Raw genomic sequence first — 19,411 nt, 5'->3', positions numbered from 1 at the left:
CGGGCTCCTGGAATGGAGCCTGCACTGCGAAGAGCCATGACCATCAAGAAACGCATCATTCCTCTATTGCTCACCGGGTGGATGTCCGCCTGCATCAACGTTCCCGAGATCGAACCCGGCGGGGGAAACCCGCGACCGGACGCGGAGGTTCCGGACTCAGGGACTCCGGTGAGCGACCTGGCGGTGACCATCACGAGTCCCGCGGACACCTTCTACAGCAGCACGTCCGTGACCATCACGGTCGAGGTGCGGGGAGGCGTCGCGGACACCGTCCAGCTCCTCAAGAATGGCGAGCTGCTGGCCGCACCGACTGCCCCACCGTTTCAGTACACGTGGGACACCACGCTGGAAGCCGAGAAGGAGTACGCGATCACGGCCCGGGCTCTTCGCGCGGGGAAGAGCTTCGACAGTAAGCCGGTGAAGGTGGTCGTCGACCGGACCAACCTGCAGGTTGCGTCACGGACGCCGACGCACGGCTCGACCAACGTGGATTACCGGACGCCCTTCCAGGTGGTGTTCACCAAGCCCGTGAAGGTGACGACGGTCAACGACACCACGGTGAGCTTCGCGGTAGCGGGGGTCCAGGCGGAAAAAACGCTCTCGCTGTCGAGTGATGGAAAGACGCTCACGATCACGCCCAAGGAACGCCCGACGCTGCCAGCGACCTTCTCGTTCGGATTGAGCCGGGGAATCACCGACTTGGCGGGCAAGGCGCTGGCTAACCCCATCACATCGACCAGCTCCCCATGGAGCTTCGAGGTTCCGGATTGGTACGCCTTCGGAGGCGCGCTGGAAGCCATCACGGGCACCGACACCCAATTGAAGGACTCCACCATGGTGCTCGACAAGGAAGGCAATCCCATCGTTGCATGGAGTGAAGAACGGGCCCCAGGAGGGAGGTCCTCCATCTTCGTCTATCGCTGGGATGGAAGGGCCTTCGTGCCCATGGGTGAGCCGCTCAATGGTACGCCGCTCGGCTCTGCGTTCAAGGCGTCGATGGCGCTCGGCAGCGATGGAAATCCCATCATCGCATGGGAAGAGTCCGACGGGTTCAACGAGAACATCTACGTAAAGCGATGGATTGGGAGCACCTGGCAAACAGTAGGAACTGGCCCCCTGTCTGCTGAAAACGATACAAGGTCCAACCGAGTTCCGACGCCCGCGCACAATCCCTCTCTCGCAGTGAAAGGCAACCAAATCTACGTGGCATGGGACGAAAGAGACACCACCAACGTGTCAAACATCTATGTTTGGATGTCGGCCAGTGGAGGTGGTTTCCTTGGCGTAGGACCCAATAGGGGGCGGGTACATGCCGTCCCCATGGAAACCAGCAGTTCAAAGCCATCTCTCGTCGTAAACAACTCCGGACAACCCATTGTCGCATTCCAGGAACAAACCCTGGAACAATACTCTCCCACCAACATTTACGTCATGAGATACAGCAACACCCGCGACAAGTGGGAGTATGCTGTTCCCCCGTTCGAAGGGAATGAAACCACCGGGTACATTTCGGGCGGCCTTAGCGCAACTCCTGGTGGAGAAACATGGGCAAAGGACTGCTCGTTGTCTATCGGCTTGAACAACACTCTATTCTTGGCTTGGGCAGAAGAGTCCTACATAGACGGGCCTGGCGACATACAGGTCTTTCGCTCAGTCGGCGAACAATCCTGGGAGCGCATGGGACCTGCATTGAGCGCGTACGACGCGCGCACACAGGCGAGCCTTCCCAACATAAAAACATCGCCTACAGACAAAACATTTACAAGCTGGCAGGAGTTCTCCTGGGACAACGATGGAAGCAGGCAGAGTTTCATTAGCGCCTGGGAGCACAACACCTGGAACAGTCTCTCAAATGCAAACGGCATCAACGCGGGGCAGAAGAGCAGTATCCGATCAACAGTCTCAATTGATCAATCCGAAAGACCAATCATCGCTTGGTTCGAGGGCCGTGGCGCAGGAGACTATCTCTCAGGGGAATACCTTTACATTCGCCGATACAACCAATAAACACCAAAGCACTGACGACCAAAAGAGTCATCCTTGACGCTTTGGAATTACAAGGCCACGTGAAAGGCGGCGCAAAACACGCCGCCTTTGCCGATGTTTGTAAACCTTGTGCGCATTCTGCCCTTCTTCGTTTTTTTGAGCAGTCTCTTCATCCATGATTTGGAACTCCACAAGAGTGAAGACTGTTCTATTTTTTCGCTCACGGTAGTCTTGCTCTGGAGCGGGCAAATACGCATCCATCCGCAAAGGCACATCCACAATAAAATTCAACGCTCGGTATGTGCTTCCAGAAAAAACATTGCGTGACTTATCCTCTCGCTCTTCATAATCGAGGTCCAAATGAAGATGCTGAGCGTACTGTTGGAGATGAGGGTTCTCCGCAAGCACAGCCTTGAACGAGACAAGCGTATTTTCAGTCTGCCCAGGAACAACGAAATTAAACGGAAACAGGTGTTGGGTTAAGAAATAAAGAACAGGAACGATATCTGATTGCGTCCGAGTGATGATTCGGAAGCGAGTGCGGTCGTAGATTTGAGCAGCAACCGTCTCTCTCTTGGCCAGCAATTTGGTAACAAGAGATTCTCGCGTCTTGATGGAATGAGCAAACTCAACAACTGGTAGACCCTTGGTTTGAAGCAACTGAGCTACGCCCAGCACCTTGTCCATTACCAGCCGTGACAGCTCCACTTCGGAGCATGCCAATCGATGAAGCAGATCTCGTCCCTCAATGTGTTGAATGACGTGCATCACCTTGAGGACGATACAAGCGATACGTCGATGCCTTGGCAACCCCTTGACGCCAGAGGCAAAGAGAAAGAGGTCGTGAATTTTCTCCGGATTCGCCACAGCATCTGCGACCCGGTAGTTGAAGGTTTTTCGGAGGTACTCCACAGCATCCGAAAGCACAACTCGCGCCCACGCCTCATCCTCAGCCCGAGTCGTGTCGAGCTGGCAGAGGCGAAGGAATCGGTCGACCTCTTCATGGGCCTGGAAGTGCATTCGCCGCCAGTCGATGACAGAGCCACCGCGGAGAATGAGCCGGATGCGCTCGAGTTCTCGAAGACCCATGTCCGCCACGGAACAAATGGGCAGGTCAGGCAACGACTGTAGAGTAGGTGCGGACTTCACCATTGAGCTTCTAGCTGAGCCTGCTCACGGAAGGAAGAGGCTCAGCCAGAAGCAAGGGGTACTAAAGTCCCGCTTCACCGCCACGAGGCACAAAGACTACTTGACAGCAACCTGGCGATTATTGCGGTACTCGGTCTGCTTGACCAGGGTTCCATCTGCGGAAAACTCCTTGGCCGTACCTTCCCGCAGCCCCTCGACGTACTGGTCGACCTTTTTGACCTTGCCGTTCTCGTGCAATTCAACGACTTCGCCGTGAAAATTGCTGTGCTTGAAGGAGGCAGACCCAGTCTTCCGGCCCTGTTCGTTGTAGAAAGTCCAAAGGCCTGTACGGAAGCCATCCTCGGACATACCTTCTGCCTGCTTGGTTCCGTTGGGAAACAAGTAGACCGTAGGCCCATGCGGACTGAAGGCCTTACCATTCGTCTTCACGCAGGCCACGATATCCGCAGTCTTGCCGTTCGCGCTGCTGGACTGCACGGTCCCAGCAGGGCAATCCAGCTTGATGGACTCCTTGGCCAAAACCGAAGAGCCGCAAGTCACTGCCGCGAACATTCCGAAAGCCCTGATCCACTTCGTGAGTTGCATGGTGTTCTCCTTTTTCTCAACCAACATGGCATCACTGCCGCCAACCAAACTGACGCACAAGTCTTGTTGATATTTATTGGTGTTTGTTTCGACCGAAAAAACAATTTATGTAGCAAAAAGCCCCACTCCTACGAGTAGGAGTGGGGCCCAGCTACCAACAGCGAGAGAAACTCATCCCACCAGTCAACAAAGGTCTAGCTGTTGATGTTCTCGCACACCGGGTTTCCACCCGTGAAGTAGAAACCAACCTGGATCGTCTGAGCGTTAGAGGGGCGGCAGAGGTAAACATTGAACTCGGCATCCTTGGGGTTGCTGGCAGTCCGATTGTAGCCAGTGTTAGGCACAAGGAGACCACGGTTAACCACATCAAGCTTGTCTGACCCCGTGGTCACGTAGAAGAAACCAGACAAACCAGCGCGGGTAGAAGGCCAGTCAGCATCAGTCCGGTACGCACGAACCCGAACGATGAATGCGTTAGGCGCATCAGACTGGCAGTACGCCGACCCAACCTGGTAGTCAGTTCCCGTCACGGAGTAGATCACAGGGCCGTTGCTCGAAGCAGCGCTCCAATTCGGACGGTTCTGCGAGAAGTTCTCACAGGTCGCCGCAGCCTCAGGCGCAGCCGTGCAGGTACCGCCGCTGCAGAACTGGCCATAAGCGCAGGTGCTCTGGCCCGAACCCGTGCAGGCAGCTCCCGGCGGGGTGGTCGTCCCAGTCGACTTGCACACGCGGTAGGTCGTGTCGCACGACAGGGTCGAGGCGTCGGACACGCGCTCGTCCGTCTGGCACAGCGCATCCGTGGAGCACTTGCAGATCTTCTGCGAATTCGTAGAGCTGATCGCCTCGCACGTCTTCGCGGAGTCCGGACAATCAGTCCCTTGCGTACAGGTCTGCACACAGACCTTGGCCTGCGGGTGGCAGATCTCGGTGCCATCCTCGCTGCAGTCAGTGTCCGCAGTGCACGACAGATCCTCGCGACCACCACCCGGGCAGGCCGTCAACGCCAAGCCCAGCGCGGCAATCATCAACGTCATCTTCCGAAGCTGCATTATCGGCTTCCTCCTGAAGGGATACGTCACATGAAGGCGGGCAGCCGGCCACTCGAGGCCCCCCTTCATCCTGCAGCGCGCGGCTTTAGTCCCGTCGCTCCAGGCCTGTCAACGAGTGTCGACAGACCCTCTCGACGCATCCCCCCAGAGGAAGATTCATGCCCCATGAGATGAACAGTCACCCTGTAGTCTTGTCCGCTGGGTGACTGTCCTCTCCTACCCAAGGGTCAGAACGTAAACGGAAAGTCGATGGGATCTCCCTGCACTTTGTGCTTCGGGAAGTTCCACCCCTTGATCAGCCCGGAGATGCAGGTCGCCATGTAGGTCGAGCGGAACTCCCCCGTCTGGCAGGACACGTTCTTCGTCTTGCCCGACGTCTGGATGGTCCATCGCATCACCAGCTTGCCGCTCAGACCCGGGTCCTTCTTCTTCTGCTCGTTCACGCACTTCACGATGGCGGGCTTGTTGTTCACGACCACCTGCATGATGTCCGATTGTCCGAGCTTATCGGGCACGGACCCACCTCCACCAGGCTCCGGAGGCACGTAGACCGTACGGCCCGCAGGCGCCGAGCCCTTTCCGCTGGCCGGCTTCGTTCCGAACAACTCATCGAACTCGTCATCGCCGCCCCCGCCACTGCTCTTCGGCGGCGGGCTGCTACGCGCCACGGGCGCTTCGTCCTCATCCTCGCGCTGCGTACGGCCCGTCGAAGGCTTCTTGGTTCCTCCACGCGCAGGCGGATCCACCCGGGCGACCTGCTGCGGCGTCTGCGTCTGCGCAGGCACGGCGGCGGGAGGAGGCGTCGTCGCCGGAGGCGGAGTCGCCGTCGGCGCGGTCGCGGGGGGCACCGCCGCAGCCACCGCGGGCGCGGTCGTTGTCGCTGGAGCCGTGGGCGCCGCCGGAGGCGTTGCCGCGGGATTCTGCGCCACCGCGGCCGCCGGGGGCGGAGGCATGGGCACTTCCGCGGCCTTCGCCGGAGGCGGCGTCACCGGGGCCTGGGCCACGGGCTGTGGCGCCGGAGCCGCTGGCGGCGCGGACGGCCGGGACGCCATGAAGAAGCCAACGCCACCCGCCAACAACAGCGCTCCGACGACTCCGCCAATCACCATCCCCATCTTGCCGCCCTGCTTGGGCGCCGCCGGGGGCGGATAGCCGGGATAGGCGGGGGGCGGCGCATAGGCCGGAGGAGGCGCGTACTGCTGCGGCATCGGCTGCGCATAGTGCGGCGCCGGTTGGGCGTAGGCCGGAGCCACGGGCGCGGGGGCCTCGGGCAGCAACGGGCTCGGCGCCGGCGCGGCCGCGGGCGGCGGCACATCCAGCAACCCGGACGCCGCGGGCTTCGCCTTCTCCTCCGCCACGGAGCTCTTGGCCGCGGGCTTCGACAGCGCCTCGTTCTCCTCCTTCACCAGCGAGGCGAGCACGCTCGCCGCCGACGGCTTCCAACCCGACTCCTGCGCGGACGGAGCCACGGGCGCGGGCGTTTCGGCCCGACCCGCCTTGGAGGCGCCTCCCGCGCTGAACGCGGACTCCACCGGACCCGACGACACCGGCGACGACGACGCCACCGGCGTGGGCTCCACGATCACCGGCCGGGTCGGACGCGGCGCCAGCACCGACGCCAGCTCCGAGGCCTCGGAGAGCGGAATCCAGTCGCTGAAGCCCGCGCGCCAGCACAGGCTGTCCGGACCGACCTCGCCCCGCTCCCAGTGATCCTTCACCTTCTCCATCGACAGCGGGCCCACCTGCTTCTCGTCGATGGCGACGAACCACTCGTGCGAGGCCGCGGCCTTGGCGCTCCCCGCCTCGGCCTCCGCCAGCTTGCGCATCGCGTCGCTCGCGTCCGAAACCGCCGCGTCCTCCACCAGGGCCGGTCCCTCTCCCGCTGGCACCTTGTGCGAGCCGGAGTTGAGCACCTGATCGAACACGGCGCCGATCTCGTCGTCCTCGACCCCCCCGAAGATTCCTCCCTCGGGAGGCGTGCCCAGCGACGCGGGAACGCCAAAACCGTCCGTACTCGACTGACCCTGGGACGCGGCCGCACCGCCCGCGGCCTCACTACTCGTCCCATCCTCCTTCACCGGCGCGGAGCCGGCTGGGCGGACGACAATGTTATGGCCGCACTTCTTGCAACGAACCTTGACGCCCTTGGCGCCAACCTTGTCGTCGCTGATCATGTATTGCGCGCGGCAGCTATCGCAAACGAAACGCATCGTTCCCCGCAAGTCTCAGGAATAACGGGAGAAAACCCGTTGGAATCGTAGAGGTGGCTTCCGGGGGGGTCAAGGACGCCGCTCTAGCCCGCCCGGTTGCTTCTTCAACGCGTGAACCCCTCTCCAGGGTTCACGCGCCCTTCATGGTGCGGCTACTTCTTTACCTGCACCTCCACGTCCGTACCTATCGCGACACGCAGCTCGCGAAGTTCGTCGGACGTGGCGAACAGCAGGAGATCCTGGAGCTTCGCCTTCGGAGAAACCCGGAAGGCCGACCCGGTCTCCTCCAGAACCATGCGCTTGACGGGCTCGCACTCGCCCGCGGCCAACAGGCCCGCGCGCACCGCCGTCAGCTCCACTCCCTCGAGGTACTGGCGCACATCCGCCGGCGTCGCCACCGGGACGTAGACGCGTGCCACCTTGGCCAGCGCCGCGCGGCCCTGCTCGCTGACGCTCTTCTCCAGGACCCGGCGCTCCGCGTCCACCGCGCGCGGATCCACCGTGAAGCGCAGATTGGGCACCACCAGGCTGAGCGCGGCCTGCACCACGGCCTCGAGCCGCTCGGGCGCCAGCCGCTGGCTCAACGCCAGCTCCGGACGCACCAGCGCGAACGCCCGGCCGAGCATGTAGTAGGCCTCCTTCTGCCCCTGCTCCGCGAAGAAGCGCCCACCCGCGCGAATACAAGCCGGGTGCGTCTGGAGCACTTCCACGTTGAGGCGCGGATCCGGCGTCGGCTCGTTGGAGCGCTTGGCCAGGTTCTCGCGCCGGGCCACCAGGTGCGGCGAGTACAACTCCACCGCGTCCATCCCGAACAGGCGCGCCACGTACCGGTAGTGCTGCACGTGGTACTCCTGCGAGCTGGCCAGGTCGATGCGGTGCTTCTTGGGCACGATCTGGTAGTTCTGGAACGGCACCGCGTACAGGTGGCCGAGCTGCTCGAAGAGCAGGCCCATGAGCTCGGTGAACGGACCCTTGAGCCGTGGGTGCAGCAGGTGCGAGGACCACATGCGGTCCGGCAGCGGCCGCTGGGCCACCTCCTTGAGCTTGGCGTAGGGCCCGAGCTTGGAGAGGATCTCCTTCTCGTCGTCTCCCGCCTCGCCCAGCAGCCCCGCCACCGCCTGCGCCGCCCGCCACGCGCCGTCATAGTCACGGCGCAACGCGCACAGGCGCACCAGCTGCGAGCACACCTTGCGCGCATCCCGCGTGTTCGGCAGCGCCCGGCGCAGCGCCGCGATGGCCTCGTCCTCCTTGCCCGGGGAGGCCGCGGCCAGCTCGGCGTAGATCTCCTGCACGGACGCGTCGTCCGGCAGGCCCTTGGCGACGAGCCCGTAGGCAGCCACCGCGTTCTCCGGGCTCTTCAACACCTGGCGATAGAGGTCTCCCAGCGCCCGCCACAGGCCCATGCGCGCCCCGTGCGTGTCGGGCGTCTTCGGCATGCGCCCGATCATCTTCACGTAGTTCTCCTCCAGCGCCCTCCACTGGCTCGCGCTTCCCAGCATCGCCTCGAGGGCACTGAAGGCCTCGACGAAGCGATGATCCAGGTCCAGCGCCGTGTTGAAGGCCTCGGCCGCGCCTTCCACGTCGCGCAGCTCGTCCCGGCGCAGCTCGCCGAGCGCGAACCACACCCGCTTGGCCTTGTTCGGCTCGGCGCTCAGCGCGGGCAGCCGCAACATCCGCTCCAGCATGTCCGCGGCCTTCTGGCCCTGACGCGTCTCGCGCAGCAGCACGTACAGCGCGTCCAGCACCTCCAGCGACTCCGGCATGAGCTTGAGCGCGCCGGTGTACGCGTCGATCGCCTGGTACGCGTCCTTCAACTTCTCGCGCGCGATCTGGCCCAGCTCCAGGTAGACCTGGGCCTTGCTCTCCCCTTCCAGCGCCTGCGCGAGTTGCTGGCGCAGGTCCGCCGCCCGTTCCCAGCGCTGCGACGCGTCCATCAACGCCACCAGCGCGCGCAACGAGGCCTCGTGGCTGGAGTCCACCGCCAGCGCCTTCTCGAAGTGGTTCTGCGCGCGGTCCACCTGATTCAGCTTCGCGTGGATGTCTCCCAGCTGCCAGTAGACCTCCACCACCTCCATGTCCGTGAGTTCCTCGCGGTGGTGGATGAGGATGGTCTGGAAGATGCGCAACGCGTCCTCGTAGCGCTGCGCGTGCTGCACCAGCAGGTGGCCGTAGCCCTCGAGCACCGGCAGGTACGTGGCGTCGAGATCATAGGCCTTCTTGTAGGAGTCGAGCGCCTTGTCGCGGTTGCCCAGCTTGTCCGCCACGTAGCCCAGCCGGTAGAGCTGCCGGCACAACTCCGCGGCCAGTCCCGAGTCCTTCTCCGCGATGGCCCGCTCCGCCATCTTGCGCACCACGATGTCGAGCATGCGCTCGCAGCGCACCCAGTCCTCGCGCGCGCTGTAGACGTCCGACAACGGACGCGCCGCCTCCAGGCTGTCCGGCGCGTAGCGCAGCGTCTCCTCGTAGTAGTGCGTGGCCGTGTCGGGGTCGCCCTTGGTCTCGGCGTTGTAGCGAGCCACCTCGAGCAGTGAGCGCGCCTTGGCCTCGGGATCCTCGGTCTGCTGCGCCTCCTGGAGCAGGGTCTGCTCGTAGCCGCCCCAGTCCTTCTCCTGCTCCTGGATGCCCTTGAGGGCGCGGATGCTCGCCAGGTGGCCCGGGTCGATCGCGAGCGCGCTCTGGTAGCTCGCCCGCGCGCTGCCCGTGTCCATCAGCATGTCCTCGTGCATCCGACCCATGCGGTAGTACAGCTCCACCGCCTCGGGCGTGCGACCCGCCAGCTGCGCCTCCTGCTGCAGCACGTCCAGCGCGTAGGGCCAGTTGCCGCTGCGCTCGTACAGGTTGCCGAGCGCATGCAGCGCGGGCCGGCACATCGGATCCATGCTCAGCGCGTGGTGGTACGTGTTCACCGCCCGGTCCACCTGCTTGAGCTGCTGGTGGTAGACGTTGCCCACTTCCACGTAGATCTCCGCCTGCTCCTGCGTCGACGTGGCCAGCTGCAACTGCCGCTCGTAGGCGACGATCAGGTCCTCCCACCGCGACTGCGTCCTGCGCAGGCGGATGAGGGACTTGATCGCCTGCATGTTCTGCGGATCGATCGCCAGCACGCCCTCGACGAAGGCGTCCGCGTTGGCCGGGTTCTGGTACGTGTCCTCCCAGATGCTCGCGCACCGGAAGAGCACCCGGACCCGCTCCCGGTAGTCCGTGATGACCTCGAGCATGCGCTCGTAGATGGCGAGCAGTTCCCCCGGCTGGTCGAGCCGCGTGTGCAGCCGCTCCAGCGACTCCAGGGCCTGGAGGTTGTACGGCTCGAACTCGAGCGCCTGCCGGTAGGCGGCCACCGCGGGCTCGTCGTCCCCGATGTCACGCTCGTAGACACCCGCCACTTCCACCTGGATGCGCGCCCGCTCCTCGACGGTGGCCGCCAGGTCGCGCGCCCGCAGCAGCGTGGCGGCCACGTCCCGCCACGCCTTCTGGCGACGGTAGAGCGCGACGAGCTCGCCCAGCGTCTCCGTGTCCGGCTCCAGCTCCAGCGCCCGCAGCAGCGCGCTCGCGGCCTCGTCCGGGTCACCCTGCTCGTCCTGGACGCGCGCGATCTCCCGAAGGATGGCCTTGCGCGCCTCGATGGAGCCCGCGGCCTCGATCTTCTGCTCCAGGGCCACCACGTACTCGCGCTCGCGGCCCCGCCGCTGGAACATCCCCGCGAGCCCATCGAGCGCCGTGGCGTTCGTCGGATCGAACTCGAGGATCTTCCGCAGCGCCCCTTCCGCCGCCTGCGCGTCATCCAGCTTCAGGTCATGCACGCGCGCCAGCGTCGCGTACATGCGCTCGGCGAGCGGCCCGCGCGGCAGCGCGTCCGCCACCTCCTCGTAGACGGCGGCGAGCTCCTCGTGCGAGCCCGTCTCGTCGGCGAGCCGCTCCACCTCCTCGCGCAGCATGTCGTCCGAGGCGTCGAGCTGCAGCGCGCGGCAGAGCGCCAGGAAGGCCACGTCCTTCTGCCCGAGCCGCTCCTCCTGCACCTTGGCCAGCTCCTTGAGCGTGGCCAGCTTCTCCTCTTCCGTGACGAGGTGCGGCAGGTAGCGGTCCACTACCTGCGCGTACGCCCGCCAGTCCTTGTTCGCGCGGTACAGCTCGCACACGCGCTCGTAGGCCGTGCGGTTGGCCGGATCCAGCTCCAGCACCTTCTCCAGCGCGCCCGCCGCCAGCTCGGGCTTGTTGCCCGCACCGGACCACAGGTCCGCCACCGCGAACCACGTGGCCACCGCCTGGTCGCGCTCGTTCTCCTGCAGGTGCACCTGCACCTTGAGCTCGAGCACGCGCACCGCGTCGTTGTAGGCCCGCAGGGACACGAAGAGCGCCTGCACGCGCTCCAGGTCCGCCACCGCGTGGGGCTCCACCTCCAGCGCCCGGCGCGCCGCGTCCAGCGCCTCCTCGCGCCGCCCCATGCCCGAGAGCACCTCGGCCAGCCGCAGGCGCAGCACCTTCACGCCCTCGGCCGACTCCTGCAGCGGCACGAGCCGCCGCAGGATGCCCACCAGCTCCTCGGCCGGTCCCGTCTCCTCGTACAGCTCGCGCAGCGTGTCCAGCACGCCCCGGTGCCGGGGATCCCGCTCCAGCGCCGCCTTGAGGTAGGTCACCGCCAGCTCCGGCTGCTTGAGCAGCCGGTACACCACCTTGCCCAACCGCTCGTTGAGCCGCACCACCTCGCGCGGATCCAGCGTCTGCGCCAGCCGATCCGCCAGCAGCACGCGCAGCTCCTCGTGACGGCCCGCCTGCTCGTAGAGCCCCTCCAGCGCCGTGAAGGCCTGCTCGTTGCGCGGGTTCTTCGCCAGCAGCTCGCGGTACAGCTTGATGGCCCGGTCCAGGTCCTCCAGGCCCTCGGAGGACACCTGCGCCATGCGCATGAGGACGCGCTCGCGCTCCAGGCCCGTGACGCGCTCGGACTGCAGCTTCAGGATGGCGTACAGCTTGTCCTGCGCTCCGGCCGCGTCATAGATGCCCTCGAGCAGCCGCGCCGACGCGAGATGCGTGGGATCCAACGCCAGCACCTGCTCGAAGGCGGAGGCGGCGCGATCCATGTTGTCCAGCTTCTCCTGGACGAGCTGACCCAGGCGGAACAGGTAGCCCACCTTCTCCACCGTCTGCTCGGCCGTGGAGGCCAGCGCCTCCAGCACATCCGCCAGCTCCGGCCAGGCCTCCAGCGTGATGTAGAGCCTGTCCAACGCCGCCAGCGACCGGACCTGAGCCGTGGAATCCAGCTTGCGCGCGCGCTCGTAGTAGATGATGGCGCGCTCGGGCTCGCCCAGGCGCGACTCGAAGAGCTGGCCCAGCTTGAGGCAGATCTCCGCCGAGTCCTGGACCTCGGCCACGCGCGGCAGCGCCTCCTCGTAGGCCACCACCAGCTCGTCATAGGAGCCGGCCGCGTCCGTGGCGTTCTCCAGCCGGATCCGCAGCTCGCGGTCGTTCGGGTCCTCCTTGAAGGAGCGGAAGAGCGCCAGGAACGTGAGCTCCGGCTCTCCCTGGGACTCGCGCAGCGTGGCCAGCTCGCCCAGGAGCGTCTTGCGCTCGTGCGCGTCCGGCGACACGCCCACCCGCGTCTCGATGAGCGAGGCGAGCCGCGTCACGTCCCCGCTCGCGCGGAAGGCGTTGAGCAGCGTCTCCACCGCGAGCAGGTTCTGGGGCTCGCGGCCCACCAACGCCTCCAGGCGGCCCACCGTCCCCAGGTGGTTGGGCTGGATCGACAGCACCTCGCCGTAGAGAGCCAGCGCCCCCGCCTTGTCGAGCAGCTTCGTCTCCCGCGCCACCGCGAGGCGGAACTTGAGCTCCAGTCCCTCCTCGGGCGTCACGAGCGCGATGCGCCGCGCGAGCACGTCCGCCAGTTCCGGCCAGCGCTCGAGCTTCTGACACAGGCCATCCATGCGCGCGAGCGCCGCCGTGTCGTCGGGCTTCACGTCCAACAGGCGACGCAGCGTGGCCAGCGCCCCCAGGGCATCGTGCAGCTTCTCGTCCTGGAGCGCGGCGATCTGCAAGAGCACCTGGGCGCGGCGCGCGGGCTCCTCGGCGCTCGCGAGCTGGCGCCGCAGCACCTCCAACAGCTCCTGCGGCGTGCCCTGATCGGCCACCATCCGCGCCATGCTGTCGAGCGCTTCGGTGTCCGTGGGCAGCAGCGTCAACACCTTGCGCCACGAGGCCAGCGACTCGTCGTCCTCGCCCAGGCGGGCCTGCAGCCGCGCCAGGGCCCGGTACAGCTCGGAGCGCGCCGTGTCGCCCGCCCTCGGGGCGATCTCGGAGAGGATGGCCGCGAACTCCTCGAGTGCTCCGGCCTTGTCCACCAACGAGAGGCACAGCTCGAGCGTGCGCGGCTCATCCGGCAGCTCGCGCAGCGCGCGCGTGGCCGACAGGAAGGCCATCTCCGCGTTCTCCAGCGGGCCCCCGTACGTCTCCGCGATGCGGCGCAGCAGCGACGCGCGCTCCTGGGGCACGGGCTCGGCGGAGACGCGCGACTCCAGCATCTGCACCTGCTTGAGGTGATCGCCCACCGCCGTGAACACCGGCTCCAGCGCCAGGGCCGCCTGGCCGCGCAGCGGGCTGTCCGAGCGCGCCATCTCCTCCAGCGCGCCCACCGCGCCGGCGTGTGCCGCCCGGCGGCGCAGCACCTCCTGGTAGAGCTCCAACGCCGCGCGGGGATCATCCAGGCGGCTGAACTTCAAGCGGCCCAGACGCACGCGCAGCTCGCTGCCCTCTTCCTGGGCGTTGCGCGCGTCGGCCAGCTGGATCTCCCGCTCGATGTGCTGCGCCAGTTCCGGCCAGCGCTCCATCTGCGTGAGCACGCGGCCCAGCAGCTTGAACGCGTTGGCGTCCTCCGGACGGCGATCCAGCACCTCGCGGTACGTCTGCGCGGCCAGGGCCTTGTCGCCCAGCGTCTCCTCGGCGAGGTGCGCCAGCTCGAAGAGCAGGTTCACCTGCGCGGGCACGGACGGCTCGGCCGCCACCTGCCGGCGCATCACCATCGCCAGCTCCCGGTTGGCGCCCGTGCGCCGGTGCACGCGGGAGATGGACTCCAGGACCTGCTTGTTCTTCGGATCGCGCCGGCTGACCTCCTCCAGCGCGCGCACGGCCAGGTCGTAGCGCTTGAGGCGCCCGTCGTAGATGGCCGCGAGCCTGCGCCAGAGGTCGCCCGCCAGGGGCTCGGCGGCCCCGCGATCGAGCTGATCCTCGTAGGCCGCCGCCACCTCCTCGAACGAGCCCGAGTCGGCCGCGAGCCGCTCCAGGTCATCGCACACGCCCTCGACCTGCGGGGCATCGTTGAAGGCACGCAGGCGCGCGACGAAGGCGAGCGACGTCTGGCCGAGCGCCTCGCGCAGGGTGGCGATCTCCTGGATGCGCTCCAGGCGCAGCGCGGGCTGGGTGACGGGCAGGAGGATCTCCAGCACATCCACCAGCTTCCGGGTGTCGTTGAGGCCGCGGTAGACGGGCTCGAGCAACCGCGCCGCCTCCACCCGCTGCGCGTCGAGCTGCAGCAGGCGCTCCAGGCCCGCGACCGTCTGCGGATCGCCCGGGGCGAGCCCCAGCAGCTCCCGGTAGGCGCTCAGCGCCTCGGCGTGACTGCCTTCCTTCTCCAGCAACTGGGCCCGGCGCAGGATGAAGCCATGGCGGGACTCGTTGTCCTTGGCCAGCTCGGCGAGCTGCGCCAGCACATCCGCCTGCTCCAGGGGACGGCGCGTCTTGGCGAACAGCTTGTCCAGCGCGAGCAACCCGTCGGCCGCCTTGCGGATGGCCAGCGCCGAGCGCCACGTCTCGATCGCCTTGGCATCGTCACCCGCCGCGGCGTGGGCCTCACCGGCCTTCACCAGAAGCGCGCGCCGTGCCTCGGGGTCCGTGGCCAGCGCGGACTGGGCGGCATAGACCTCGGAGAGGCTCTTGGCGTTCTGTCCCCGCTCGTACAGACGCGAGAGCGCGTCGAGCGCCTGACGGTCCTGCGGCGCGTCCTCGAGCACCTTCTTCCAGACGCTGGCGGCCTCTTCCGTCTGGCCCATCTGCTCGCGCAGCTCCGCGGAGCGGCGCAGCATCGAGAGCGTCGCCGCTTCACCCGCGGGCAGCTCCGAGGCGGCCTCCTCGTACAGCTCGGCCAGCATCTCGTAGGAGCCCGTGTCGCGCGCGAGCCGCTCCAGCTCCGGCTGGAGTGACTCCCGCTCGATGCCCTGGGAGAAGGCCTTCACCGCCGCCATGAAGGCGAGCGACGGCTGCTGCATGTCCTGCTCGTAGATGCGGCGGATGTCCGCGGTGAGCTGCACCTTCTCCGCGGTCATGGCGGACGCCAGGCGCGCCTCGCGCAGCGCCACGCGACGGGCATGGTCGCCCAGCCGCGCCAGCACCGGATCCAACACCTCCAGCGCCCCGGCGCTCATCGGCACGGCCGCCTTCACCCACTCCTCGAGCGCCGCGCGGGCACCGGGATGGCCCGGATCCTCCGCGAGGATGCCCTGGTAGAGCTGGAGCGCGGCGTTGGCGTCGCCCAGCGACGTGCGCAGCAACTCCGCGAGACGGAAGGAGACCTCGCGGCCCTGGGGACTCTGCCCTTCCTGCGTGCGCCGCAGCCCGAGCGCCCACGCCAGCTCCTTCGGGTACTCCAGCTCGGTGTACAGGCGGTCCAGGGCGGCGGCGGCCTCGCGCTGGAGCGGCTCCTTCTCGGCGATGGCCCGCCACGCGCCGGCGGCGCTCTCCAGGTCGGACAGCTTCGTCTCGTGCAGCAGGGCGGCCTCGCGCAGGTACGCGATCTGCTCGGCCACATCGGCCGCCGCGGCGGCGAGCTTCTCCAACACCTCGGCGAGCGCGGCCCACTCCTCGCCCGCGCGGTGCAGGCGCTGCAAGGCCTTCAGGCAGTCGACACTGCCCGGCTCGAGCATCAGCAGGGCCCGCAGCGACTGGAGCGCCGCGGCGCGGTCGTCGAGCTTCTTCTCCTGCACCTCGGCCAGCTCGCGCAGCAGACCCGCGCGCACCACGTCGGAGGTTCCCTCCTCCGTGAGCTCGATGAGGATCTCCGCGTAGGCATCCAGCGAGTCCGCGTCCTCGGCGGCCTGACGCGCCGCGACCCGAAGCGCGGAGTCACCCGGCGCCAGGCGCAGCGCCCGGGCGAGCGAGGCGAAGGCCAGCTCCGGCTGTCGCAGCTGGGTCAGGTGGACCTGCGCGGTCTGCCGCAACGCCAACACCCGGGCGGCGTCATCCTTGGCCACCTCGGCGAGCACCTCCAGCGCGGCGACCAGCTTGCGGTGATCCTTGGTGGCCTCATACGCCGGGATGAGCGCCCGCGCGGCCTCCTCGCGCGCGGGACCCGCCGTGAGCATCCCCTCGAGCGCGGCCCGGGCGTCGGTATCCGACGGCCGCTGGCGGAGGATGTCCGAGAAGCTGCGCACCACGTCCGTGCGGTCTCCCGAGGAGTCCTGGAGCACCTGCGAGCGCTTGAGCGTCAGCCGCGCCACGCGATCCAGATCGCCCGCGTCCTCCGCGAGCGCGATCTGCCGCGCGAGCACCTGGCCCCACTCGGGCTTGCGATCCGCCTTCTCGTACAGCTCGGCCAGTTGCGGCAGGTGACGCACCTCGTCCGCTCCGGCGTGGATGGCGGCCTGGAGCGCCTCGGCCGCCTGCAGCGGACGGCCCAGCCCGGCGTTGAGCTCCACGAGCTGCATCAGCAGCTCCACCTTCTCCGCGCGCGGAGCCGTCTGGATGCGCTTGCGCAGGAGCGCGTCCGCCTCCGCCGCGCGGCCCGCCTTGCCGTACATCTGGATGAGGCGGCCGAGCACGTCGGACGAATCGGGCGCGCGCTGCAGCGCCGCCTCCAGCGCGCCAATGGCCTCGGCAAGCGCCCCGGACGCCTCGGCCAGCGTCGCCGTCTCCGAGAGCAACTGAACGGCGAGGGCCGGCGCCTCCGCTTCACCGGCCAGGGCGCGCAGCACACGCACCAGCTCGGCGTGAGCGGACAGCTCATGGGCCAGCCGCGCCAGCTGGGCACGGTTGGCCTCGTCCGTGGGCACCTCACGCAGGGCCTTGATGCGCAGATCGAAGGCGGACCGGCCGTCCACGAGCTGCTTCTCCTGGAGGCCGGCGATCTGCGCGAACAGCCGCTGCCGCGCCGTCACGTCCTGCGTGGCCTCCAACTGCTGCGACAACGCCGTCACCTGACGCTGATGATCTCCCTGGCGGCCGTAATGACGGGCGAGCGCCTCGGCGATCTCCGCCGTGCGCACCCCCGCCGTCGCGAGCCGCTCGAGCCCGCCCAGCACCACGCCCGTGGAGACGTTCTCCGAGAGCAGTTGCAGGAAGAGCGTCGCCGCCTCCTGCGGACGGTTCAGGCGCTCGGCGTACAGACGGGCCTGACGCGCCGCCCAGTCGCTGCGCTCCACCTGCGTCTCGGACACCTTCGCCAGGCGTCCGGCCAGCTCCGTGGCCTCCTCCACCTTCGACAGCGCGATGCACACCGCCTGCAGGCGCCGCACGCTCGCCGGATCATCCGGCGCGAGCCGCACCAACTCGCGCACCAGGGGCTCCAGCTCGGCGGGGGTCGCCCCCGACGCCTCGCGCCGGAGGATCTCCCCTTCCAGGCGCGTCTTCGGATCCGCCGAGAGCGCCGCGGCGGCACGCAACGCCTTCACCGCTTCCTGGGCGGCACTGTCACCCGGAGCGCGCGCGAGCACTTCCTTCCAGGCCGCTTCCGCCCCCGCGGGATCCGCCAGCGGCCCCTCGAGCAGTCGCGCCAGGTGGCGCCAGATGGGCAGCGACGCCTCGGGCGGCAGCGCCGCCAGGGCCGCGCGCCGCAACGCCGTCGCGAGCGCGGGCTCCGCGTGGGCCTTGCTCGCGTGCTCCACTACCGCCTCCAGCAACATCGGCCGGCTCGGCTCCAGCGTCAGGGCGCGCGCGAGCACCTCGAAGGCGCCCCGCGCGTTCTCCGCCTCCTCGTACAGCAGCGCCAGTCCCTCGCAGAAGGCCACGCGCTCGGCGCGCGAGCGCGGGGCGAGCATCGCCAGGTCCAACAGGGGCTCGATCGCCGCCAGGTCCTCCTGCTCCGCCAACAGCCGCGCGAGCATGAAGGCCGCCGCGGCGTTGACCGGATCCAGCTTGAGCACGGACTCGAGGTGGGTGCGCGTCGCGGCCCCGTCCTTCTGCTGCAGGTACAGGTCCGCCAGCCGCAGGTGCAGGGTCACCCGGGTGGACCGGTCCTTCACCGTCGTGAGCACCCGCTCCAACATGGCGAGCGCGTCCGCTTCACGCTGCTGATCCAGCAGCAGCTCGGCGCCGAGGTTGGCGATGTCCGCGCGCGAGGGATCCACCGACGTGGCCTTCTCGAAGGCGGCGAGCGCCCCGGCCGGATCATTGAGCCGGGTCATCCGCAAGGTGCCCAGCCGCAGCCACAGGTCCGCCTGCACCGTGCGCTCACGCGCCTCGTTCGCGAGCGTCTCGATCCACGACTGCGCCGACGACACGTCGCCATTGCGCTCGGCCTGGAACTCGATGAGGTTGACGGCCTCGGGCATGCCCGGCCACAGCAGGAAGCAGCGGTCCAGCGCCTCCTTCACCTTGTCCGTCGCCGTCGGCTCGTACCAGGCGTGCAGCTTGGCCACCAGCAGCGACAGCCGCGCCGCGCTCTTGCGATCGCGCTCCTCCAGCGACATGCCGCGCAGGGTGCGCGCGCGCTCGCGCCACGTCTGCTCGAAGCGCTGCAGCGTCTGCGCCGCCTTGTCCGCCCGGACGTTCTTCGGCTCCAGCTCCCGCACCACGGCCAGCGCCTGCTGGGCGAGCACGTGCTCGGTGGGATCCTCCACCAGCTTCTCGCAGAGGGCCGCGTACTCCTCCACCATGCCCTCGCCGCCCAGCGCGGCCCGCTCGCGCTCGAGCGAGTCGAAGACGGGCTGGAAGCGCTCGTCGGCCATGAGCAACTGGCGCGCGCGCTTGAAGGTGTTGCGCTCCGGCCTGGCGCGCGCGGCCCACTGCAGGCACAGCACCGCGCGATCGCGCCGGAAGAGCTTCTGCTCGTGGAGGTTGGCCGCCTTGAGGAAGAAGGACGCGGACTCATCTCCCTCGGAGAGGGCGCCCAGACGCTCCAGCACGTCGACGAGCGCCGACATGTCCTGGCGCGCCTCGTAGACGGCCTTCAGTCCGAGCAGCGCGGGCCGGGTGTCCTCGGCGATGAGCAGCGCGCGCCGCAAGAGTTCCTCGGAACGCGCGGGGTTGCGCAAACGCTCGTGGGCGAGTTGGCCCGCGCGCACCAGCACCCGCGCCGCCTCGGCACCCGTCGTCTCGCGCGCACGGCCCTCGTAGAGACGGATGAGCTCCTCGACCCGGCCTGCCTTCTCAAGCGAGGCCTCAACCTCGGCGAAGGGCCGCTCGGTGACGACACGCTCGGCGGGTCGGCGGAGGTTCGACGAATCCATGAAGAAAAAG

General features: G+C 67.5%; 6 protein-coding genes. 1 reads left to right on the top strand and 5 read right to left on the bottom strand.

Annotated elements, in window-relative coordinates; genetic code table 11:
* The first annotated feature begins 36 nt into the window (after nt 1-36).
* Nucleotides 37-2,007 carry an Ig-like domain-containing protein gene (locus tag D187_RS53405; RefSeq protein ID WP_076606354.1) on the top strand — a complete coding sequence of 657 codons (1,971 nt, stop codon included), beginning with the start codon at nt 37-39 and terminating at the stop codon, nt 2,005-2,007.
* A gap of 27 nt (nt 2,008-2,034) precedes the next feature.
* On the opposite strand, the gene D187_RS53400 is transcribed toward D187_RS53405, so the two are convergent.
* From D187_RS53400 to D187_RS45580, 5 genes are all read right to left on the bottom strand, one after another.
* Nucleotides 2,035-3,138 carry a TIGR04552 family protein gene (locus D187_RS53400; RefSeq protein ID WP_076606353.1) on the bottom strand — a complete coding sequence of 368 codons (1,104 nt, stop codon included), beginning with the start codon at nt 3,136-3,138 and terminating at the stop codon, nt 2,035-2,037.
* Nucleotides 3,139-3,231: 93 nt separating this feature from the next.
* Nucleotides 3,232-3,720 (bottom strand): toxin-antitoxin system YwqK family antitoxin, encoded by a 489-nt coding sequence (locus D187_RS45595; RefSeq protein WP_043435129.1) that lies wholly within the window; start codon nt 3,718-3,720, stop codon nt 3,232-3,234.
* A gap of 194 nt (nt 3,721-3,914) precedes the next feature.
* On the bottom strand, nt 3,915-4,769 hold the full coding sequence (locus tag D187_RS45590) for a hypothetical protein (RefSeq protein WP_043435126.1): 855 nt from the start codon (nt 4,767-4,769) through the stop codon (nt 3,915-3,917).
* Between the two features lie 227 nt (nt 4,770-4,996).
* Nucleotides 4,997-6,979, bottom strand: coding sequence for an adventurous gliding motility protein GltJ (gltJ, locus tag D187_RS45585; protein ID WP_043435123.1), 1,983 nt, complete (start codon nt 6,977-6,979; stop codon nt 4,997-4,999).
* Nucleotides 6,980-7,131: 152 nt separating this feature from the next.
* Nucleotides 7,132-19,401: a tetratricopeptide repeat protein gene (locus D187_RS45580; protein ID WP_002624067.1), complete on the bottom strand. Its 12,270-nt coding sequence runs from the start codon at nt 19,399-19,401 to the stop codon at nt 7,132-7,134.
* Nucleotides 19,402-19,411: the final 10 nt, after the last annotated feature.

The organism is Cystobacter fuscus DSM 2262, from assembly GCF_000335475.2.
In the GTDB taxonomy this organism is placed as follows: Bacteria; Myxococcota; Myxococcia; order Myxococcales; family Myxococcaceae; genus Cystobacter; species Cystobacter fuscus.
The sequence above is the reverse complement of the archived record's forward strand: the minus strand, read 5'-3'. Positions and strand labels throughout refer to the sequence as shown.